The following is a 17,408-nucleotide window of genomic DNA, read 5'->3' as shown; positions in this document are numbered from 1 at the left end:
ACTATTACCCCGATTCCGACGTTTTTTTCCGACTTTTCGTGCCGAGTGCTGGCACTTCGGTGACAAGGCGGTGGTCATAGCCTGCGAACTTCATTCAGCCCGTTCCTCTTAGGGATTAAGTCATGCTCCGTTCCTTGCGCTGTGCTGCCTTGCTGGGCAGCCTATTTTTGAGTGCGTCAGCACTGGCCGTCGATATCGACCAAGCCAGCTATGGCTACCCTTTGACCAACCCGTTCGAAGCGACCATCGCCACCACACCTCCCGATCTGCGGCCAACCCTGCCGACCGATGACGAGATCAACCAGTCCGACTACACCCTGACGATGCGCCCCGAGCGCGAGTTCAGCCTGCCGGACAATTTCTGGGCGGTGAAGAAACTCACCTACCGCATTGCCAAGCAGGACCGCGCCGCGCCTTTGATCTTCCTCATCGCCGGCACCGGTGCACGCTTTGACAGCAGCATCAACGAATACCTGAAAAAACTGTATTACCAGGCCGGCTACCATGTGGTGCAGCTGTCCTCGCCGACCAGCTTCGACTTCATCAGCGCCGCTTCGCGCTTCGCCACCCCGGGCATCACCCAGGAAGACGCCGAAGACATGTACCGCGTGATGCAGGCCGTGCGCGCACAGAACGCCTCGTTGCCCGTGACCGATTTCTACCTCACCGGCTACAGCCTGGGCGCCCTGGATGCGGCGTTTGTCAGCAAGCTGGACGAGACCCGCCGCAGCTTCAACTTCAAGAAAGTGCTGCTGCTCAACCCGCCGGTCAACCTCTACACCTCGATCACCAACCTCGACAAGCTGGTACAGACCGAGGTCAAGGGCATCAACAACAGCACCACTTTCTATGAGTTGGTGCTGAGCAAACTGACACGTTACTTCCAGCAAAAAGGCTATATCGACCTTAACGATGCCCTGCTTTATGACTTCCAGCAGTCCAAGCAGCACCTGACCAATGAACAGATGGCCATGCTGATCGGCACCTCGTTCCGCTTCTCGGCCGCCGACATTGCCTTCACTTCGGACTTGATCAACCGACGTGGCCTGATTATTCCGCCCAAGTACCCGATTACCGAAGGCACCAGCCTCACGCCGTTCCTCAAGCGTGCCCTGCAGTGCGACTTCGACTGCTACCTCACCGAACAAGTGATCCCAATGTGGCGCGCGCGTTCCGATGGCGGCAGCCTGCTGCAACTGATCGACCAGGTCAGCCTCTACGCCCTCAAGGACTACCTGCGCGACAGCCCGAAAATCGCCGTGATGCATAACGCCGACGACGTGATCCTCGGCCCTGGCGACCTGGGCTTCCTGCGTAAAACTTTCGGCGATCGCTTGACCGTCTACCCGCTGGGCGGCCACTGCGGCAACCTTAATTACCGCGTCAACGCCGACGCCATGCTGGAGTTCTTCCGTGGCTAAATATCTTCTGCTGCTCGCCGCACTGATGTGCGCAGGCGTGGCCAATGCCGACAACAGCAAGGCCCAAGAACCCGTCAAGGTCGATGCCGACGGCTTCAAGGAGCCGCTGACCAAGCTCAAGTTCAACCCAGGCTTGGACCAGCGCGAATTCGAGCGTTCCACGCTCACCGCGCTCAACGTCTACGACCCACTGGAGTCGTGGAACCGCCGCGTGTACCACTTCAACTATCGCTTCGACCAGTGGGTGTTCCTGCCGGTGGTGAACGGTTACCGCTATGTCACGCCGAGCTTTCTGCGCACCGGCGTGAGCAACTTCTTCAACAACCTGGGCGATGTGCCTAACCTGATGAACAGCTTGTTGCAGCTCAAGGGCCACCGCTCCCTGGAAACCACCGGGCGCCTGCTGGTCAACACCACCATTGGCATCGCGGGCCTGTGGGACCCGGCCACCGCCATGGGCCTGCCGCGCCAGAGCGAAGACTTCGGCCAGACCCTGGGCTTCTACGGTGTACCGGGGGGTGCTTACCTGATGCTGCCGATCTTCGGCCCGTCGAACCTGCGTGACACCGGCGGCCTGCTGGTGGACTACAGCGCCGAATCGCAGATCAACTTCCTCAACGTGTCTGAAGTCAGCTCCAACCACCCGGAAGTCTGGGCCCTGCGCGCCGTGGACAAGCGCTACCAGACCAGCTTCCGCTACGGCCAGATGAACTCGCCATTCGAGTATGAGAAGGTGCGGTATATCTACACCGAATCGCGCAAGTTGCAGATCGCCGAGTAAACAGCAGCGATAAAAAAAGGCCATTCGATTGAATGGCCTTTTTTATGCCTGCGGTTTCACCCTCGCAGTGCTTTCCAACCTTTACCTGCCACGCTGACCACTGCAAGGACGACAGCGCCGGCAATGATCCCCGCTACCGCATTAAGCAGCGTCGGCATCAGCCACGCGAACGCGCCGGTGCTCTGGCTCACGGTTTCGATCCAATGATGCACCGCAGGCACGCCATGGGTGAGGATGCCGCCACCGACCATGAACATCGCCGCGGTGCCGATCACTGACAGGCTCTTCATCATGTAGGGGGCCGCGCTCAGGATCGCGCCGCCAATACTTCGCGCCACCTGACCCGGCTTCTGCGTCAACCACAGCCCCAGGTCGTCGAGCTTGACGATACCGGCCACCAATCCATATACGCCGATGGTCATGACAATGGCGATACCCGACAGCACGATCACCTGCTGCGTGAGCTGCGCGTCGGCGACGATGCCGAGGGTGATGGCAATGATTTCGGCCGACAGAATAAAGTCGGTACGGATCGCGCCCTTGATCTTGTCCTTCTCGAACGCCACCAGATCGGTTGCCGGGTCGGCTACCGCCTCAGTCAATTGTGCGTGTTCGGCCTGGTCTTCTGCCTTGCTGTGCAAGAATTTGTGGGCGAGTTTTTCGAAGCCCTCGAAACACAGATAGGCGCCGCCGAGCATCAACAGCGGTATCACCGCCCAGGGTGCAAAGGCGCTGATCAACAGGGCCATCGGCACCAGGATCAATTTGTTGATAAACGAGCCCTTGGCCACCGCCCACACCACGGGGATTTCCCGCTCGGCGCGCACGCCGGAGACCTGCTGGGCATTCAGCGCAAGGTCATCGCCGAGCACGCCCGATGTCTTCTTGGCGGCCATTTTTGTCATCAGCGCGACGTCATCGAGTACCGCGGCGATATCGTCGATCAACACCAACAAGCTGCTTCCTGCCATGAACCGGACTTCCATTAGAGAGAGATGGCGCGAGCATAACGCGGCGCAAGGCCTTGTGGGCAGATTGTTGAGGCCTGCGGATGGCCGGTGCTACCATGCGCAACCGCCTGTCATGGCAAGGAAACGTCTGGTTTATGAGCAGCATTCGCGAGCGCAACAAAGAAAAAATCCTGCGGGCGGCGAGCGAGGAGTTTGCCGACAAGGGCTTCGCCGCGACCAAAACCAGCGACATCGCCGCCAAGGCCGGGCTGCCCAAGCCCAACGTCTATTACTACTTCAAGTCCAAGGACAACCTCTACCGCGAGGTGCTCGAAAGCATTATCGAGCCGATCCTGGCCGCCTCTACGCCGTTCAATCCCGACGGTGAGCCCAAGGAGGTGTTGAGCAACTACATCCGCTCCAAAATCCGCATCTCCCGCGACCTGCCGTTCGCCTCCAAGGTGTTCGCCAGCGAAATCATGCACGGCGCCCCACACCTGAGCGCCGACCAGGTTGAACAGCTCAATGCCCAGGCCAAGCACAATATCGACTGCATCCAGAGCTGGGTTGACCGTGGCCTGATCGCAGCGATAGACCCCAACCACCTGATGTTCAGCATCTGGGCAGCCACCCAGACCTATGCCGATTTCGACTGGCAGATCTCGGCAGTGACCGGCAAGGCCAAGCTGGATGAAGCCGATTATGAGGCGGCGGCGCAGACGATTATTCGGTTGGTGCTCAAGGGGTGTGAGCCGGATTGATAGACCGCGCAGAGGCTATCGCAGGCAAGCCAGCTCCCACATCGTCCAGCGTCGTACACACTATGTATGAACACCGCAAAGCCCCTGTGGGAGCGGGCTGCCCGCGATAGCGCCCTCCCAGAAACATCCTGCCAAAAGCTCACAGAACAGCCTCAGCCACCGAGATCTAGCCTCTCAGAACCCCATCTGAAGAGAGGCCAAGGAATGCCTGATCGAGCTACATCGCACCGCCTGCGTATCGGCAGATTCAGCGAGTCCAACCGCATCTATCTGATCACCACCAACACTCATGAACGTGTGCCGATGTTCAATGACTTTCATCTGGGTCGCTTGGTCGTCTGGCAATTCAGACTCGCCCAATACCAAGGGCTGGCACATTCTCTGGCTTGGGTGGTGATGCCCGACCACTTCCACTGGCTGATCGAACTGCAACAAGGTTCGCTGGGAGATCTGATGTGTCAGGTGAAATCCAAAAGTACCCGGAGCGTAAACGGTGCTACTGGCCGCAAGGGGCGGCTATGGCAAACCAGCTTTCATGACCGGGCTCTGCGCAAGGACGATGACTTGGTGAAAATGGCCAGGTATGTGGTTGCTAACCCGCTGAGAGCTGGGCTGGTGAAGCGGATTGGCGACTATCCGCTGTGGGATGCTGTTTGGGTATAGGGTCAAGACCGAGGCGCCCCTTTCGCGAGCAAGCCCGCTCCCACATTTGGAATGCATTCACCTGTGGGAGCGGGCTTGCTCGCGAAGAGGCCCTATCCATCAGCCCAGATTCAAGCCGACACCCCCGCATCCGCCATCAACCCCACTCCCTCTATCGCCGTGATCGCACACTGCTCGTCAATATCGGACGTGTCCCCGCTGATTCCGATTGCGCCCAGCACCATGCCGCTCTGATCCCGAATCAACACCCCACCCGGCGCCGGCACGACGCTGCCCTGCCCCAGGCTGTTCAACGCCGCGATAAACGCCGGGCGCTGTTGGGCGTCCAGCGCCAGCAAACGTGAACCCTTGCCCAGGGCGATGGCGCCCCAGGCCTTGCCGATGGCGATTTGCGGGCGTAGCAGGCTGGCGCCGTCTTCGCGCTGCAGGGCGACCAGGTGGCCGCCGCTGTCGAGCACGGCGATGGTCAGTGGCGCAGCCGAAATGGTGCGGCCTGCGGTGAGGGCCTGGGTGGCCAGTTGGGTGGCGAGTTTCAAGGTTAAAGCGCTCATAGGTGCCGTCCTTATCTTGTTATGGGTAACGCGGTGAGGTCTGTTTGATCAGATGCTCGATCACACAAATAGAACACAATGATATTTGTTTTTGTATACAATATTTTCCAACAAAGGCTCCATACGTCGAAAAAAGCGCTTCCGACGAATGCAAAGGTCAGTTTACGAAAGGCATTGACCAACGCCGCTCGCCGTGAATACACTTTGGACAGACACCACTTGTATACAATTACAAAACGCAAGAGGCACCAAAACCATGAGCAAAATGAGAGCAATCGAAGCCGCCGTCCTGGTGATGCGCCGTGAAGGTGTGGATACCGCCTTCGGCATCCCAGGCGCCGCGATCAACCCGCTGTATTCGGCCTTGCAGAAGGTGGGTGGCATCGATCACGTCCTTGCTCGCCACGTTGAAGGCGCCTCGCACATGGCCGAGGGCTACACCCGCACCAAGGCCGGCAATATCGGCGTGTGCATCGGCACATCCGGCCCGGCAGGTACCGACATGGTCACCGGCCTGTACAGCGCCTCGGCCGACTCGATCCCGATCCTGTGCATCACCGGCCAAGCCCCTCGCGCCCGGATGCACAAGGAAGACTTCCAGGCCGTGGACATCACCAGCATCGTCAAACCGGTGACCAAGTGGGCAACCACGGTGCTGGAACCCGGCCAAGTGCCTTACGCGTTCCAGAAAGCCTTCTATGAAATGCGCTCCGGCCGCCCGGGCCCGGTGCTGATCGACCTGCCGTTCGACGTACAGATGGCCGAGATCGAATTCGACATCGACGCCTACCAGCCGCTGCCTCTGGCCAAGCCGCTGGCGACCCGTGTGCAGGTGGAAAAAGCCCTGGCCCTGCTCGATGCAGCCGAACGCCCACTGCTGGTGAGCGGTGGCGGCGTGATCAACGCCGACGCCAGCGAGTTGCTGGTGGAGTTCGCTGAGTTGACCGGCATCCCGGTGATCCCGACCCTGATGGGTTGGGGCACGATCCCGGACGACCACCCGCTGATGGTGGGCATGGTCGGCCTGCAAACCTCGCACCGCTACGGCAACGCCACGATGCTCAAGTCGGACGTGGTGCTGGGCATCGGCAACCGCTGGGCCAACCGTCACACCGGTTCGGTCGAGGTGTACACCGAGGGCCGTAAATTCATTCACGTCGACATCGAGCCGACCCAGATTGGCCGCGTGTTCACGCCGGACCTGGGCATCGTTTCCGACGCCGGCTCCGCGCTGACAATGTTCATCGAAGTGGCCCGCGAGTGGAAAGCCGCCGGCAAGCTCAAGGACCGCAGTGCCTGGTTGCATGACTGCCAACAGCGCAAGGCCACCCTGCACCGCAAGACTCACTTCGACAACGTGCCGGTCAAGCCGCAGCGCGTGTACGAAGAGATGAACCAGGTGTTCGGCAAAGACACCTGCTACGTCAGCACCATCGGCCTGTCGCAGATTGCCGGCGCGCAATTTCTGCATGTGTACAAGCCACGTCACTGGATCAACTGCGGCCAAGCCGGCCCATTGGGCTGGACCATTCCGGCAGCGCTGGGCGTGGTCAAGGCCGACCCGAGCCGCAAAGTGGTGGCCTTGTCGGGCGACTATGACTTCCAGTTCATGATCGAAGAACTGGCGGTGGGCGCGCAGTTCAAGCTGCCGTACATCCACGTGGTGGTAAACAACTCTTACCTGGGCCTGATCCGCCAAGCCCAGCGTGGGTTCGAGATGGACTACTGCGTGCAGCTGTCCTTCGACAACCTCAACGCCCCGGAACTCAACGGCTATGGCGTCGACCATGTGGCGGTTGCCGAGGGCCTGGGCTGCAAGGCGCTGCGTGTGTTCGAGCCAGGCCAGATCCAACCGGCCTTGCGCCGCGCCCAAGAGATGATCGAAGAATTCAAGGTGCCGGTGATCGTTGAGATTATTCTGGAACGGGTGACCAATATTTCCATGGGCACCGAGATCAACGCCGTCAATGAATTCGAAGATCTGGCCCTGGTCGGCAACGATGCGCCGACTGCCATTTCCCTGCTCGATTAAGGAGAACCCTATGCCGCGCTTTGCTGCCAACCTGTCCATGCTGTTTACCGAACAGGATTTCCTTGCTCGCTTCAAAGCGGCTGCCGATGCCGGTTTCCAAGGCGTGGAGTACCTGTTCCCGTATGAATTCAGCTCTGCCGACATCAAGGCGCAGCTGGACGCCAACGGCCTGACCCAGGTGCTGTTCAACCTGCCAGCCGGTGACTGGGCCAAGGGCGAACGCGGCCTGGCTTGCCACCCGGACCGGGTCGAGGAGTTCCGTGCCGGGGTCAAGCTGGCTATCGCCTATGCCCAGGTATTGGGCAACACCCAGGTCAACTGCCTGGCGGGTATCCGGCCACAAGGCGTTGATGACGAGACCGTAGAAAAGACCTTCGTCGCCAACCTCAAGTACGCCGCCGAAAAGCTGCAGGCAGCGGGTATCAAGCTGGTGATGGAGATGATCAACACCCGCGACATTCCGGGCTTCTACCTCAACAACACGGCGCAGGCCCTGTCGATTCGCGAGCAAGTGGGCAGCGCCAACCTGTTCCTGCAATACGACATCTACCACATGCAAATCATGGAAGGCGACCTGGCGCGGACCATGGCGACGCACCTGGGCGAGATCAACCACATCCAACTGGCGGACAACCCAGGGCGCAACGAGCCAGGGACCGGTGAGATCAACTACCGCTTCCTGTTCGAGCATCTGGACCGCATTGGTTACGCGGGTTGGGTCGGCTGTGAGTACAAGCCGTTGACCACCACCGAGGCGGGTTTGGGTTGGCTCAAGACCCATAACGCCATCTGACAACAGACACGACACCAAACAATGTGGGAGCTGGCAAGCCAGCTCCCACATTAAAAGAGGATTTTGATCATGGCTAAAATCGGATTTATCGGCACCGGCATCATGGGCCAACCCATGGCCGCCAACCTGCAGAAAGCAGGCCATCAACTGTTTCTCTCCGAACATCACGGCAAGGCACCGGCTGAACTGATCAGCGCCGGCGCCGTGGCCCTGGCCAACCCGCAACAAGTGGCCCAGGAAGCCGAGTTCATCATCGTCATGGTGCCCGACACCCCACAAGTCGATGACGTGCTGTTTCGCGCCGACGGCGTGGCTGCGGGCCTGTCACCGAAGAAGGTGGTAATCGACATGAGCTCGATCTCCCCGACCGCCACCAAAGCGTTCGCCGCCAAGGTCAACCAGGCCGGCGCGCAGTACCTGGACGCCCCGGTGTCCGGTGGTGAAGTCGGCGCCAAGGCCGGCACCTTGAGCATCATGGTCGGCGGCGAGCCGCAGACTTTTGAACGCGCACTGCCGCTGTTCCAGAGCATGGGCAAGAACATCACCCTGGTGGGCGGCAATGGCGATGGCCAGACCGCCAAGGTGGCCAACCAGATCATCGTTGCCCTGAACATCCAGGCGGTGGCCGAAGCGTTGTTGTTCGCCTCCAAAAACGGCGCCGACCCAGCCAAGGTGCGTGAAGCGCTGATGGGTGGCTTTGCATCGTCCAAGATCCTGGAAGTGCACGGCGAGCGCATGATCAAGGGCACCTTCGACCCGGGTTTCCGCATCAACCTGCACCAGAAGGACCTGAACCTGGCATTGGCCGGCGCCAAGGAACTGGGGATCAACCTGCCGAACACCGCCGGCACCCAGCAAGTGTTCAGCACCTGCACCGCAATTGGCGGCGGCAACTGGGACCACTCGGCACTGATCAAGGGCCTGGAGCATATGGCGAACTTCTCGATTCGCGATAAATAACCCACACCGCTGATCGTTCCCACGTTCCGCGTGGGAATGCCTCTTGTGACGCTTCGCGTCACGCTTTGGGCGCAGAGCGTCCCGGACTGCATTCCCACGCAGAGCGTGGGAACGATCGCAGAGCGTGGGAACGATCGCTGCACCTCTAATAACAAGAATCCCCCGGGAGCCCGCTTATGTCGGTCGATCCGCAACACCTGCTTCGCGAGCTGTTTGCCACAGCCATCGACGCCGCCCACCCCCGGCAAGTCCTCGAACCCTACCTGCCTGCCGACCGCAGTGGCCGTGTGATCGTGATCGGCGCCGGCAAAGCCGCGGCCGCCATGGCGCTGGTTGTCGAAGACTGTTGGCAGGGCGAAGTCTCGGGCCTGGTGGTCACCCGCTATGGCCACGGCGCGCCATGCAAAAAAATCGAAGTAGTCGAAGCCGCCCACCCGGTTCCGGATGCAGCCGGCCTTGCCGTGGCCCAGCGCGTGCTGGAACTGATCAGCCATCTGGGCGAAAACGACCGCGTGATCTTCCTGCTCTCCGGCGGTGGCTCGGCACTACTCGCCCTGCCCGCCGAGGGCATCACCCTGGCGGACAAGCAAGCCATCAACAAAGCCCTGCTTAAATCCGGCGCCACCATTGGCGAGATGAATTGCGTGCGCAAGCACCTCTCGGCGATCAAGGGCGGGCGCTTGGCCAAGGCCGCGTGGCCGGCCACGGTGTACACCTACGCGATCTCCGACGTGCCGGGTGACCAGGCCACGGTGATTGCCTCGGGCCCGACGGTCGGCGACCCGAGCACCTCGCAACAGGCCCTGGCGATCCTCAAGCGCTACCACATCGACGCCCCCGCTTCGGTGCGCAGTTGGCTTAACAACCCCGCCTCGGAAACCGTCAAGCCCGGCGACCCGGTGCTTGCTCGCAGCCACTTCCAATTGATCGCCCGCCCGCAGCAATCGCTTGAAGCGGTGGCGGTCAAAGTACGCCAGTCCGGTTTCAGCCCGCTGATCCTCGGTGACCTTGAAGGCGAAGCCCGCGATGTGGCCAAGGTACACGCCGGCATCGCCCGGCAGATCGTGCAGCACGGCCAGCCATTGGCGGCGCCGTGCGTGATTCTTTCGGGGGGCGAAACCACCGTCACCGTACGCGGCGACGGCCGTGGCGGGCGCAATGCGGAATTCCTCTTGAGCCTCACCGACAGCCTCAAGGGCCTGCCCGGCGTGTACGCCCTGGCCGGCGATACCGATGGCATCGACGGTTCAGAAGACAACGCCGGCGCGATCATGACCCCCTGCAGCTACCGCCGTGCCGAAGCCCTGGGCTTGTCGGCCAGTGATGAGCTGGACAACAACAACGGCTACGGCTATTTCGCCGCCCTGGGCGACTTGATCGTCACCGAGCCGACGCGCACCAACGTCAACGACTTGCGCGCCATCCTGATCCTTGAGACTGCCAACCATGACGCCTGACAAGAAGGTCAAAATCCTCGCCACCCTGGGCCCGGCCACCGACGGTATCGACGACATCCTTGAGCTGGTGGAGGCCGGGGTGAATATCTTCCGCCTCAACTTCAGCCACGGCGACCACGCCGACCATGCCCAGCGCTACCAGTGGATTCGCCAGGTCGAGCGCCAGCTCAACTACCCGCTCGGTATCCTCATGGACCTGCAAGGGCCGAAGCTGCGGGTGGGACGCTTTGCCGAGGGCAAGGTGCAACTGGTGCGCGGCCAGGCCCTGCGCCTGGACCTGGATGAAACCCTGGGCGACCAACGCCGGGTCAACCTGCCCCACCCGGAAATCATCGCGGCCCTGGAGCCGGGCATGGACCTGCTGCTCGACGACGGCAAGCTGCGCCTGCGCGTGATCACCAAGCATGCCGACGCCATCGACACCACCGTGCTCAATGGCGGCGAACTGTCTGACCGCAAAGGTGTGAACGTCCCACAAGCGCTGTTGGAACTGAGCCCACTCACCGCCAAGGACCGTCGCGACCTGAGCTTCGGCCTGGAGCTGGGTGTGGACTGGGTGGCGCTGTCGTTTGTGCAGCGCCCGGAAGACATTCGCGAAGCCCGCGAACTGATCGGCGATAAAGCGTTTCTGATGGCCAAGATCGAGAAACCTTCGGCGGTGCAGCGGCTGCAAGAAATCGCCGAACTGAGCGACGCGATCATGGTGGCCCGGGGTGATTTGGGTGTGGAAGTGCCGGCCGAGAGCGTGCCGCAGATCCAGAAAGACATCATCAGCACCTGCCGCCAACTGGGTAAGCCGGTGGTGGTGGCCACGCAGATGCTCGAATCCATGCGCTTCTCGCCGGCACCCACCCGCGCCGAAGTCACCGATGTCGCCAACGCGGTGGCCGAAGGTGCAGATGCGGTGATGCTGTCAGCGGAAACCGCCTCGGGCGAGTACCCGCTGGAAGCGGTGCAGATGATGAGCAAGATCATCCGCCAAGTGGAAAACGGCCCGGACTACCAGGCGCAGCTGGATGTCAGCCGGCCCAAGGCGGATGCCACGGTGTCGGACGCCATCAGCTGTGCGATCCGCCGCATCAGCAGCATCCTGCCGGTGGCGGTGCTGGTGAACTACAGCGAGTCCGGCAGTTCCAGCTTACGCGCGGCGCGGGAACGGCCGGTTGCGCCGATCCTCAACCTCACGCCCAACTTGTCCACGGCGCGACGCCTGAGCGTGGCGTGGGGCGTGCACTCGGTGGTCAATGATCGGCTGCGCCAGGTGGATGAGGTGTGTTCCACCGCGCTGGAAATTGCCCAGGCCCAGGGCATGGCGCAGCGTGGCGATACCTTGGTGATTACCGCGGGGGTGCCGTTCGGGCAGCCGGGGTCGACCAACTCGCTGCGCATAGAGACGCTGATTTAGCGCCTGTCAGGGCCTCATCGCGGGCAAGCCCGGCTCCCACATTTGATCGAGTTTGCATGTCGAACATCAATCAAATGTGGGAGCTGGCTTGCCTGCGATGAGGGCAACTCGGTCTTATTGACTCAACCCAAATGCACAACCCAACCTGCCCCGACTGGGCCGAAGCCCTGCTCAACGGCTTCAGCCAAATCTTCCTGCAGCGCCATCCGCTGTGCGGACTGCTGTGTCTGCTGGCGATTCTGATCGGCGCCCCGGCCTTGCTTGGCGGGGCCTTGCTGGGGGGAGTCGCAGGGTTGCTCACGGCCCAGCGCCGGGGGTATCCCAAGGCCGAGCGCCAGGCCGGGCTGTATAGTTACAACGGCGTACTGCTGGGCCTGTTGATCAGCCAGCACTTTGCCTGGTCGGCGCTGGTGCCGCCGCTGATCCTGGCGTGCGGCGGCTTGAGTGCCATCCTCACCCGGCACTGGTTGAAACACGCGACCCAGCCCCAGGATTTACCGGCCTATACCGCGCCCTTTGTGGGTCTGGGTTGGTTGCTGCTCGGCCAGAGTCCTGAAAACACCCTTGCACTGATCGAGCCCGACACTGTCGCTGTAGTGGCCGCGCCCTTCGCCGGCCTTGGGCAAATCATGCTGCTGGACCAGCCCCTGGCGGGTGTACTGATCGCCCTGGGCTTGCTGCTGGCCGACCGCCGCGCCGCCGCGTGGGCCTTGGGCGGCGCCACTCTCGGCATGCTGGCCGGCTGGTGGCTGAATGACCCCACTGGCGCCCTGCTCGGCCTGCACAGTTATAACCCCGCGCTGGCCGCCCTGGCCCTGTGCTCGTCACGTCGCCAGCCCTGGTTGCCACTGCTGGGCATTGGCCTGGCCATCCTGCTCACCCCGGGCTTTGCCGGCCTACACCTGCCCGCGCTGACCGCGCCGTTTATCCTCGCGTGCTGGCTGGTGCGCGCCGGTCAGCGAATGCTGCACAAGCCTCACATGGACAGCCCGTTCGAATCGCCCTAGGCTTGCTCGATATTCGTTTCAGGCAGGGTTTATGGACAGCAACAACGACTGGCGCCAGCGCCTCTACATCATGGTGTTCCAAAGCGACACCGTCGCCGGGCGGCGCTTTGACGGCATCCTGCTGCTGATCATCCTCGCCAGCCTGGTGATCGTGATGCTCGACAGCATCGACACAATCCATCAGAACTACGCCGACGTGCTGGCCTATATCGAGTGGGGCTTCACGCTGATCTTCGCCATCGAGTACGGCCTGCGCCTGTATTGCTCGCCCAAGCCGCTGCGCTATGCCTTCAGTTTTTATGGCTTGGTGGACCTGCTCGCCATCGTCCCCGGCATCCTCGCGCTGTACTACAGCGACGCCCAGTATCTGCTGATCATCCGCATCATCCGCATGCTGCGTATCTTCCGCGTGCTCAAGCTCAGCCCGTACCTCAAGCAGGCCAACTACCTGATGGCCGCGCTGCGCGGCAGCAAGCAGAAGATCGTGGTGTTCCTGGTCAGCGTGTGCACCCTGGTGACGGTGTTCGGCACCTTGATGTACGTGATCGAAGGCCCGGAACATGGCTTCACCAGTATTCCCAAGGGCATCTACTGGGCCATCGTCACCCTGACTACCGTGGGCTTCGGCGATATCGTGCCCAAGACGCCCTTGGGCCAGGTGATTTCGTCGCTGGTGATGATCACCGGTTACTCGATCATCGCCGTGCCAACAGGTATTTTTACCGCCGAGCTGGCCAGTGCCATGCGCGGCGAACAGCTGCACACTGAATGCCCAGCGTGCAAGAAGGACAGCCATGAACCCAACGCCGCATTTTGCGCGCGCTGTGGCAGCAATCTGTTTCGCAAACTGGAATAAGCAAAGTTCTTTTTAATCTTTAAAGCTCTATGCGGGCCCGGCTATAGTCGCTGGCAAATTGCCTCCCCTCTTCTCGAACAACAAGGAATGAGCAGTGAAAAAAATCCTCAGCGCCTCCCTACTGGCCGCCGGCCTGGCCCTGGCGGGCTCCGCCCAGGCAGCGACCACCCTGCTCAACGTCTCCTACGACGTGATGCGCGATTTCTACAAGGACTACAACGCCGCCTTCCAGAAGCACTGGGCAGCCGAGCACCCAGACGACAAGCTGACATTGCAGATGTCCTTCGGCGGCTCCAGCAAACAAGCGCGCTCGGTGATCGACGGCCTGCCCGCCGACGTGATCACCATGAACATGGCCACCGACATCAATGCCTTGGTCGACAACGGCAAACTGGTGCCGGACAACTGGGTAACGCGCTTGCCGAACAACAGTGCGCCGTTCACCTCCGCCACGGTGTTTATCGTGCGCAAAGGCAACCCCAAGGCGTTGAAAGACTGGCCCGACCTGCTCAAGGACGGCGTGCAGGTAATCGTCCCCAACCCGAAAACCTCGGGTAACGGCCGCTACACATACCTCTCGGCCTGGGGCTACGTGTTGAAGAACGGTGGCGATGAAGATAAGGCCAAGACCTTCGTTGGCAAGTTGTTCAAGCAAGCGCCAGTACTGGACACCGGTGGCCGCGCCGCCACCACCACCTTCATGACCAACCAGATTGGCGACGTGCTGGTGACCTTTGAAAACGAAGCCGAAATGATCGCCCGTGAATTTGGCCGTGATCAGTTCGAAGTGGTCTACCCAAGCGTCTCCGCCGAAGCCGAACCGCCGGTGTCAGTGGTGGATAAAGTGGTCGAGAAAAAAGGCACCCGTGCTGCGGCCGAGGACTACCTCAAGTATCTGTGGTCGCCCGAAGGCCAGGAAATTGCGGCCAACAATTACCTGCGCCCACGGGACCCGAAGGTACTGGCCAAGTACACCGACCGGTTCCCGAAGGTGGACTTCCTGTCGGTGGAGAAGACCTTCGGCGACTGGCGCACGGTGCAAAAGACCCACTTCAATGATGGCGGCGTGTTCGACCAGATCTACTCTGGCCAATAACCCATCTGACTGAATCAACTCGGTCAAACCTGTGGGAGCTGGCTTGCCTGCGATGACGGCGAGTCAGCTTGCACATGAGCGGCTGATCCCCCGCCATCGCAGCATAGGTATCTACACAACTTTGTAGGTTGCAGCAGCCAACGCTAACCACGATGCGAAGCGAGCCGCTCTTGATCTTGATCTGGCTTTTGATCTTAGGCGCCCCGTTAAACCACACTGGCCGAACGCAGGCTTGAATTCGTGGGTAACCCGGCAGGACGCCGGGTGAGCCGCCGTCAGGGCGGAACCCTAAGTGGCCGTTACCTAAATAACGGATATGTACCCGGTCCAACTGTGTCGCCTGCCAGACCACCTTCGCGAGCAAGCCCGCTCCCACAGTTGGATCGTGGGGTGTCAGGTAGATAGGGGGCGGCTGCCAGGCTGTCATCGCAGGCAAGCCAGCTCCCACTTTTTTGCGCGAAGCAGATGTGTCTGAATGTATCATCAGCCGACATAAGTGATATCACCACAAGCAACCTACTCACTTGCAGGCCTTGTCTTTACTCTCCCCACCTCATCGTCCTTCGCCTTTATGAGTACACCATGAACGCAACCTCTCCCGCTGCTGGCACCATGACCCGGGGCATGGTCATGCTGTTCGCGTTTTGCTGCGGCGCCATCGTCGCCAACATCTACTACGCGCAACCGATCATCGAGCTGATTGCCCCAGACATTGGCCTGACGCCGGCAATGGCCAGCCTGATCGTGTCCCTCACGCAAATCGGCTATGCCCTGGGCCTGTTCTTTCTGGTGCCCCTGGGCGACCTGCTGGAAAACCGCAAGCTGATGATTGCCACCACCGTCGTGGCGATCGCCAGCCTGTTGGGTGCGGCGTTTATCGAACAGCCGAACCTGTTCCTGCTGGTGTCGTTACTGATCGGTTTCAGTTCCGTCTCGGTGCAGATCCTGATTCCGCTGGCCGCACACCTGGCGCCGGCCGAGTCTCGTGGCCGGGTGGTCGGCAGTATCATGGGCGGCCTGCTGCTGGGCATCCTGCTGGCACGGCCGGTGTCGAGCGTGGTGGCCGACCACTTCGGCTGGCGGGCGATGTTCATGGCGGCCGCGGCGCTGATGGCGTTTATCAGCGTGGTGCTGATGCTGACCATCCCCAAGCGCCAACCCGATCACAGTGCCAGCTACGGCCAGTTGCTGCGCTCCCTGGGCACTCTGCTGCGTGAGCAACCACTGTTGCGCCAGCGGGCGTTCTACCAGGGTTGCATGTTCGCCGCCTTCAGCCTGTTCTGGACCGCCGTGCCATTGGAACTGGCACGTAACCACGGCCTGAGCCAAAGCGAAATCGCACTGTTTGCCCTGGTCGGTGCCCTCGGTGCCATCGCTGCACCCATGGCCGGTCGCCTGGCCGATGCCGGCCATACCCACCGCGCCTCGCTGCTGGCGATGCTGTTTGGTGCGCTGAGCTTCCTGCCGGCGTTGGTGCACCCGCTCTACAGCGTGATCGGCCTGGCAATCACCGGGGTGGTCCTGGATTTCTGCGTGCAGATGAACATGGTCCTCGGCCAACGCGCCATCTACGCCCTCGACGCCCACAGCCGCAGCCGTCTGAACGCGCTGTACATGACCAGCATCTTCATTGGCGGAGCATTCGGTTCGGCGATTGCCAGCAGCGTGTATGAACACGGCGGCTGGTTGGGTGTAATGCTGGTGGGCAGTGCGTTTGCACTGGTCGCTCTGTTGCGCTTTTGGACTGTGTCACGTAAAGCCTCGTCGGCCGCCCTCCACGCGCCCTGACAGGCCCTTGAGCCGCACATCACGGGGTTTCACAACGCAAAAAGGGGCGGGACTTAATCAACCGTTGAATAAGTCCCGCCCAGCCTTACTTAGTACAGTGGATCAAACCCTCAAAGATAACCGCCATCTTTAATGTTGAGCCCTATGACATCTTCCGGACTGATCATTCGGGTACTCTTGATCAGGAAGTCGGTCTTGCCATCTCCGTCCAAGTCTATCGCCAGTAAATAACGGCCAGACAGCGGGTTAAACTTGATGATGGTGTCGCCCGCCTTCCCCGTGTAGTTATCGACGAAGTTCAACGATACCTTGCCGTCGAGCGCCATCTGCGAGAGGTCGATCTTGTCTTGCCCTGTGTTGAAGTCCAACAGCAAGTCGGCATTGGCGCGGGTTGAATCACTAAAGGCATTGAACTTGAAGGTATTCCAGCCGCCGCCGCCCACCAACGTATCGGCTCCCGCGCCACCGGTAAGCACGTTATCGGCACTGTTACCTATGATGCGGTCGTTACCGTGGCCACCCACGGCATTTTCGATCACCGTCTTCTCACCGATGCGAACGTTTTCCCTCATCCCTCCTACACTGGAAAACGCACCGCCACGCAAGTTGATGATTTGATCCTGCTTGAAGCCAGAGAAATCAAACGTATCGTTCCCACGCTCATCCCAGATGTTGAACTCTGGCTTATCGGACGCGGACGTCAGGGTGGTTTCCCGCTTGCCAGTATTTGAATTGAATCCGTAGGTGGTGTCATCGGTCCGGGGGTCGCCGCCTGGCCTGGGCCGGTCAACGACTGGCTGCTTGGTGCCTTCTGGCTTGGGCTGATCTACCACTGGCTGCTTGGTGCCTTCTGGCTTGGGCTGATCTACCACTGGCTGCTTGGTGCC

At 60.9% G+C, this 17,408-nt stretch carries 16 protein-coding genes; 13 read left to right on the top strand and 3 right to left on the bottom strand.

Annotation, left to right across the window (positions count from 1 at the left end; genetic code table 11):
- Window positions 1–122: 122 nt before the first annotated feature.
- Window positions 123–1,421, top strand: coding sequence for a serine/threonine protein kinase (locus QK296_RS17545; RefSeq protein ID WP_034135177.1), 1,299 nt, complete (start codon window positions 123–125; stop codon window positions 1,419–1,421).
- Window positions 1,414–2,202: a VacJ family lipoprotein gene (locus tag QK296_RS17540; RefSeq protein ID WP_003189993.1), complete on the top strand. Its 789-nt coding sequence runs from the start codon at window positions 1,414–1,416 to the stop codon at window positions 2,200–2,202. Before QK296_RS17545 ends, QK296_RS17540 begins: the two co-directional genes overlap by 8 nt.
- A 56-nt stretch (window positions 2,203–2,258) precedes the next feature.
- On the opposite strand, the gene QK296_RS17535 is transcribed toward QK296_RS17540, so the two are convergent.
- On the bottom strand, window positions 2,259–3,173 hold the full coding sequence (locus tag QK296_RS17535; protein WP_282391128.1) for a DUF808 domain-containing protein: 915 nt from the start codon (window positions 3,171–3,173) through the stop codon (window positions 2,259–2,261).
- A gap of 134 nt (window positions 3,174–3,307) precedes the next feature.
- On the opposite strand from QK296_RS17535, the gene QK296_RS17530 reads away from it, so the two are divergent.
- Window positions 3,308–3,913 carry a TetR/AcrR family transcriptional regulator gene (locus QK296_RS17530; RefSeq protein WP_003189991.1) on the top strand — a complete coding sequence of 202 codons (606 nt, stop codon included), beginning with the start codon at window positions 3,308–3,310 and terminating at the stop codon, window positions 3,911–3,913.
- 204 nt (window positions 3,914–4,117) lie between these two features.
- Window positions 4,118–4,576: a transposase gene (locus tag QK296_RS17525; RefSeq protein WP_094774996.1), complete on the top strand. Its 459-nt coding sequence runs from the start codon at window positions 4,118–4,120 to the stop codon at window positions 4,574–4,576.
- Between the two features lie 110 nt (window positions 4,577–4,686).
- On the opposite strand, the gene QK296_RS17520 is transcribed toward QK296_RS17525, so the two are convergent.
- Complete coding sequence (locus tag QK296_RS17520) at window positions 4,687–5,127, bottom strand: heme-binding protein (protein WP_003189988.1); 441 nt, start codon at window positions 5,125–5,127, stop codon at window positions 4,687–4,689.
- A gap of 256 nt (window positions 5,128–5,383) precedes the next feature.
- Between QK296_RS17520 and gcl the strand changes: the two genes are divergently transcribed.
- From gcl to QK296_RS17475, 9 genes are all read left to right on the top strand, one after another.
- Window positions 5,384–7,159 carry a glyoxylate carboligase gene (gene gcl, locus QK296_RS17515; protein ID WP_003189987.1) on the top strand — a complete coding sequence of 592 codons (1,776 nt, stop codon included), beginning with the start codon at window positions 5,384–5,386 and terminating at the stop codon, window positions 7,157–7,159.
- Between the two features lie 10 nt (window positions 7,160–7,169).
- Window positions 7,170–7,952 (top strand): hydroxypyruvate isomerase, encoded by a 783-nt coding sequence (hyi, locus tag QK296_RS17510; RefSeq protein WP_003189985.1) that lies wholly within the window; start codon window positions 7,170–7,172, stop codon window positions 7,950–7,952.
- Between the two features lie 69 nt (window positions 7,953–8,021).
- Window positions 8,022–8,912, top strand: coding sequence for a 2-hydroxy-3-oxopropionate reductase (locus tag QK296_RS17505; RefSeq protein ID WP_094774993.1), 891 nt, complete (start codon window positions 8,022–8,024; stop codon window positions 8,910–8,912).
- A 176-nt stretch (window positions 8,913–9,088) separates the two neighbouring features.
- Window positions 9,089–10,369, top strand: a complete 1,281-nt coding sequence (locus tag QK296_RS17500) for a glycerate kinase (protein WP_003189983.1) — start codon at window positions 9,089–9,091, stop codon at window positions 10,367–10,369.
- Complete coding sequence (gene pyk, locus QK296_RS17495; RefSeq protein WP_057711602.1) at window positions 10,359–11,774, top strand: pyruvate kinase; 1,416 nt, start codon at window positions 10,359–10,361, stop codon at window positions 11,772–11,774. The genes QK296_RS17500 and pyk overlap by 11 nt, the downstream gene beginning before the upstream one ends.
- Window positions 11,775–11,905: 131 nt before the next feature.
- Complete coding sequence (locus QK296_RS17490; protein ID WP_034135174.1) at window positions 11,906–12,781, top strand: urea transporter; 876 nt, start codon at window positions 11,906–11,908, stop codon at window positions 12,779–12,781.
- Window positions 12,782–12,812: 31 nt separating this feature from the next.
- Window positions 12,813–13,637 (top strand): ion transporter, encoded by an 825-nt coding sequence (locus QK296_RS17485; RefSeq protein ID WP_003189978.1) that lies wholly within the window; start codon window positions 12,813–12,815, stop codon window positions 13,635–13,637.
- A 94-nt stretch (window positions 13,638–13,731) separates the two neighbouring features.
- Window positions 13,732–14,733: a sulfate ABC transporter substrate-binding protein gene (locus QK296_RS17480; protein WP_169855549.1), complete on the top strand. Its 1,002-nt coding sequence runs from the start codon at window positions 13,732–13,734 to the stop codon at window positions 14,731–14,733.
- A 582-nt stretch (window positions 14,734–15,315) separates the two neighbouring features.
- Window positions 15,316–16,521, top strand: coding sequence for an MFS transporter (locus QK296_RS17475; protein WP_057711605.1), 1,206 nt, complete (start codon window positions 15,316–15,318; stop codon window positions 16,519–16,521).
- A 110-nt stretch (window positions 16,522–16,631) separates the two neighbouring features.
- On the opposite strand, the gene QK296_RS17470 is transcribed toward QK296_RS17475, so the two are convergent.
- A partial coding sequence (locus QK296_RS17470; RefSeq protein WP_282391127.1) for a M10 family metallopeptidase C-terminal domain-containing protein occupies window positions 16,632–17,408 on the bottom strand: 777 nt, incomplete at its 5' end.

Origin of the sequence: Pseudomonas sp. AL10, assembly GCF_029960685.1 — a bacterium.
In the GTDB taxonomy this organism is placed as follows: Bacteria; Pseudomonadota; Gammaproteobacteria; order Pseudomonadales; family Pseudomonadaceae; genus Aquipseudomonas; species Aquipseudomonas lactis.
The sequence above is the reverse complement of the archived record's forward strand: the minus strand, read 5'-3'. Positions and strand labels throughout refer to the sequence as shown.

Bases quoted from the DNA above. Each gene is read 5' to 3' on its own strand.
- QK296_RS17475 (WP_057711605.1), top strand. From the start codon at position 15,316: ATGAACGCAACCTCTCCCGCTGCTGGCACCATGACCCGGGGCATGGTC.
- QK296_RS17500 (WP_003189983.1), top strand. From the start codon at position 9,089: ATGTCGGTCGATCCGCAACACCTGCTTCGCGAGCTGTTTGCCACAGCC.
- QK296_RS17535 (WP_282391128.1), bottom strand. From the start codon at position 3,173: ATGGCAGGAAGCAGCTTGTTGGTGTTGATCGACGATATCGCCGCGGTA.
- QK296_RS17530 (WP_003189991.1), top strand. From the start codon at position 3,308: ATGAGCAGCATTCGCGAGCGCAACAAAGAAAAAATCCTGCGGGCGGCG.
- QK296_RS17485 (WP_003189978.1), top strand. From the start codon at position 12,813: ATGGACAGCAACAACGACTGGCGCCAGCGCCTCTACATCATGGTGTTC.
- pyk (WP_057711602.1), top strand. From the start codon at position 10,359: ATGACGCCTGACAAGAAGGTCAAAATCCTCGCCACCCTGGGCCCGGCC.
- gcl (WP_003189987.1), top strand. From the start codon at position 5,384: ATGAGCAAAATGAGAGCAATCGAAGCCGCCGTCCTGGTGATGCGCCGT.
- QK296_RS17525 (WP_094774996.1), top strand. From the start codon at position 4,118: ATGCCTGATCGAGCTACATCGCACCGCCTGCGTATCGGCAGATTCAGC.
- QK296_RS17505 (WP_094774993.1), top strand. From the start codon at position 8,022: ATGGCTAAAATCGGATTTATCGGCACCGGCATCATGGGCCAACCCATG.
- QK296_RS17520 (WP_003189988.1), bottom strand. From the start codon at position 5,127: ATGAGCGCTTTAACCTTGAAACTCGCCACCCAACTGGCCACCCAGGCC.
- hyi (WP_003189985.1), top strand. From the start codon at position 7,170: ATGCCGCGCTTTGCTGCCAACCTGTCCATGCTGTTTACCGAACAGGAT.
- QK296_RS17545 (WP_034135177.1), top strand. From the start codon at position 123: ATGCTCCGTTCCTTGCGCTGTGCTGCCTTGCTGGGCAGCCTATTTTTG.
- QK296_RS17490 (WP_034135174.1), top strand. From the start codon at position 11,906: ATGCACAACCCAACCTGCCCCGACTGGGCCGAAGCCCTGCTCAACGGC.